The organism is Caballeronia sp. M23-90 (assembly GCF_053574605.1).
In genome coordinates this window covers 1-3,472 of record NZ_JBSIPA010000588.1, presented here as the reverse complement: position 1 = coordinate 3,472, position 3,472 = coordinate 1, and the positions used below count along the sequence as shown (strand labels likewise).

Below are 3,472 nucleotides of genomic sequence, written 5' to 3'. Positions count from 1 at the left end.
TTAGTGAAAGTCTCCGTCCGTTATTGGATGTCGCTGGCGCTGGTCGTGCGTTCCGGTGGCCACATGGGCGCATTCGTCGGCCAGGCTTATCTCCCGCAAGCCTTGCCTGCCGGCGTCAGCGCCAGCGACATCCAATAACGGACGGAGACTTTCACTATGCGTCCGATGTACTCATCGTCCTTGTTCTCCTTGAAGTCCGGTTTGTTCCGATGGCTCGCCGTGCTCAGCCTGTCGGTGTTTCTCGCTGCCTGCGGCGGCGGAGGCGGCGACTCCGGCAACAGTTCCGTCAGCAGCGGCGGCAGCTCCGGTAGCGGTGGCAGCAGCGGCAGTGGAGGTTCCAGCAGCGGCACGCCGAACGCACAGCCGATTGCATCGACTGCCTCGAACACGGTGCCGATCACCGTCGGCCCCGGCGCACAGAACTTCGTCAACATTCCGAACGTGACCGTGACCGTTTGTGCGCCCGGCACGAGCGTGTGCCAGACCATCGACAACATCCAGGTCGATACCGGCTCGTACGGCCTGCGCCTTGCCAGCGATGCCGCCGCGCAAATCATCACGAACCTGCCGATCAACCAGTCGACGAGCGGCGGCCAGCTTGCGCAGTGCACGCAATTCGCCGATGGCTTCACATGGGGCACCGTGCGTACTGCCGACGTGAAGATCGGCGGCGAAACGGCGAGCGCCATTCCGGTTCAGGTCGTAGGTGATCTGGCCGATTCGACGGTTCCGGCATCGGGCTGTATCAATGGCAGCAACGAAAGCACGTCGCGGCAACTGGGTGCGAACGGGATTCTTGGCGTGGGTGTATCGGCGACGGATTGCGGTGCTGCCTGCGCGAACGCCGCGACCAGCAACTACTATTCATGTCCGTCGGGCACCAATTGTTCGCAGACCGCCGTGGCAGTGGCCAATCAGGTCGTGAATCCGGTGACGAAATTTGCCGTGAACAACAACGGCGTGATCGTGCAATTGCCGCCGGTGACAAGCTCGGCGGCTTCGGTGACGGGGACACTGGTGTTTGGTATCGGGACGCAGAGCAACAATACGTTGAGCAGCGCCACGTCCTATCGTTCAACGGCATTCGGCAACCTGAGCGGCACGTACAAGGGCGCGTCGGTCACGACCATCGTTGACTCGGGTTCGAACGGGCTGTTCTTCAGCGACTCATCCTTGCCGGCGTGTACGACGACCTTCACGGACTTCTACTGTCCGGTGAACTCGACGGCGTTATCGGCGACGGTTATCGGGCTGAACGGGACGTCAGGCACGGTGAACTTCACGGTCGCGAACGCGAAGACGCTCGCTGGCAGCGGCACGAACTACGCGTTGAACGGATTGGCCGGCGCCATCGGCTCGTTCCCGACGCTGTTCGACTTCGGCCTGCCGTTCTTCTTCGGACGCTATGTGTACTTCGGGTTCGGCACCAACGGGAATGCGCCCTTCGTGGCGTTCTGACCTCGCGATCCCTTTAAGTCAAAGCCCGGCGGATTCTCAGTCCGACGGGCTTTTTCTTTGGCCGTGCTAATACTTATTCCTCCGCCCGGGGTTTCCTCGGCGCCTTCTCCATTACCCGGTCGTAAAGCCATCGCGGCACGACGTGCAACAGCGCGCCAGCCACGCGCATCTGCCACGGAAAGGTGGCAAACCGCGTCTTCTTGCCAATGGCATCCGCCGTCTTCCTTGCGAACACATCGGCATCCATGAGAAAGGGCATCGGATACGGATTGCGGCGGGTCATCTCCGTGCGGATATAACCCGGCGCGATCGTCACCACCGATACCCCCGCCGGCCGCATCTCCACCCGCAGCGCTTCGAGATACTTCAACGCTGCCGACTTCGATGCGCTGTACGCCCCCGATCCCGGCAGTCCGCGCACGCCCGCCACACTCGCGATACCGACAAGCGTGCCGCGCCGCTCGGCAACCATCCGCGCAACGAACGGTTCGAACGTCGCGATCATGCCGAAGTAGTTGGTATCCATCACTTCGCGAAACGCCTCCAGGTCGCCATGACCGGTCAGCGCGCCGCGGCTGATCCCTGCGTTTGCAATGACGATATCGGCGCCGCCATGCAACGCGCAGAAGTGCTCGGCCGCGCGGCCAAGTGCGGCGGCGTCGCGGACATCGGCGGGATAAAGGGAAATCGATGCAGAGGGAAAGCGCGCGGCAAAAGCCGCGAGGGTGTCGCCACGACGGGCAACGAGACCGAGGACCGCACCGCGCTTCAAATATTCTTCAGCAAGTGCGAGCCCAATGCCGCTCGACGCGCCGGTGATGAAAACCTTCAGCCGGGCCGGCGTGTCGTTCGTAGCGGCGTTCACGTCTTTACATCTTCTTCGCGCGAACCTGATTCACGATGAAATCCATCACCTGGATCGTGCCCGGCAGGCTGTTCGTGGTCGCCGGACCCGTTTCGTACTTGCCCTGGATCGCGATGGTCGGCACGCCGTCGATCTTGTAGGCATCGAGCAGCTTTTTATCGCGCTGCAGATTGCTTTGCGTGGAGAACGAGTTGTACGCATCCATGTACTTCTTCTTGTCCACGCCTTGCGTGGCGAGGAACGTGGCCTGTGCTTCAGGCGTCAGCAGGTAGTCCTTCTTCACGTGGATCTCGTTGAACACGGCGGGCGTGAGCTTGTCGGCGAGGCCGAGTGCATCGAGCGCATGGAACATCTTCGAGTGCGGGACGAAGTCGTCGCGGAAGGCAACCGGCACGCGCTTGAACACCACGTCAGGACCTTGTTTCTTGATCCACGCTTCCAGATACGGGTCGAATTCGTTGCAATGCGGGCAGCCGTACCACATGAATTCGATCACCTCGATCTTGCCCTGCGCTTCAACCGGCTGCGCTGCTTGCAGCACGGTGTAGTCGGTGCCCGCGACAGGCGCAGCCGGCGATGCATGAGCGGCGCTCATGAAACTCAGGGAACCGGCAGCGAGGCCGAGGGAAATAGCGAGGGCGCTGAAGAGTTTTTTCATGGTGACCGAGAATGAGCGTGAGAGGCAAAAGGGGAACACACGACGCTTAAGGGAGGCTTAAGGGGCTAGTCGAAGAGCCCGCCAAGCCGGCTGTTCCCGCACGGACTGAACGCGCCTTGATGTGCTCAAGGCGCGTGCAGTCCATGGAACTCACTGCTTGGAAAAGCGGATGACGGCGGTATCGACGCCTGCATCGGAGAGCCGTTGACGCACGTTGTTCATGTCCTCGAACTTCGTGAACGGTCCGATTCGGACACGGTAATACGTGACGTTGCCGGCATCGCGCTGGGTGACCTTTGACTCGAATCCCTGGAAGCCAAGACGCGCGCGCTGCTGTTCGGCATCGGCTTGCGTCTTGTACGCGCCCACTTGCAGGAAGTAGCCGGTGTTCACGTCACCTGGCGCTGGCGGCGTGACCTTGGCTGTCGACGAAGGCTGCGCGTCCGATGCGGGCTTCTTGACCAACGCGGCCGTGGACGAGCCGTTGGGCA

General features: G+C 61.8%; 5 protein-coding genes. 2 read left to right on the top strand and 3 right to left on the bottom strand.

Annotated elements, in window-relative coordinates; genetic code table 11:
* Window positions 1–138: DUF2844 domain-containing protein (locus ACRXB1_RS32995; protein WP_449494421.1), on the top strand; the 138-nt coding region annotated here is incomplete at its 5' end.
* A gap of 18 nt (window positions 139–156) precedes the next feature.
* A complete protein-coding gene (locus ACRXB1_RS32990; protein WP_174363694.1) occupies window positions 157–1,458 on the top strand; it encodes a DUF3443 domain-containing protein in 1,302 nt (433 codons plus the stop codon).
* A gap of 73 nt (window positions 1,459–1,531) precedes the next feature.
* Here the strand turns inward: ACRXB1_RS32990 and ACRXB1_RS32985 are convergent, their stop codons facing one another.
* The 3 genes from ACRXB1_RS32985 to ACRXB1_RS32975 all read right to left on the bottom strand — a co-directional run.
* Entirely contained in the window at window positions 1,532–2,323 is a 792-nt protein-coding gene (locus ACRXB1_RS32985) for an SDR family oxidoreductase (RefSeq protein WP_449494420.1), read from the bottom strand.
* Between the two features lie 4 nt (window positions 2,324–2,327).
* On the bottom strand, window positions 2,328–2,981 hold the full coding sequence (locus tag ACRXB1_RS32980; protein ID WP_449494419.1) for a thiol:disulfide interchange protein DsbA/DsbL: 654 nt from the start codon (window positions 2,979–2,981) through the stop codon (window positions 2,328–2,330).
* Between the two features lie 150 nt (window positions 2,982–3,131).
* Window positions 3,132–3,472: SPOR domain-containing protein (locus ACRXB1_RS32975; protein ID WP_449494418.1), on the bottom strand; the 341-nt coding region annotated here is incomplete at its 5' end.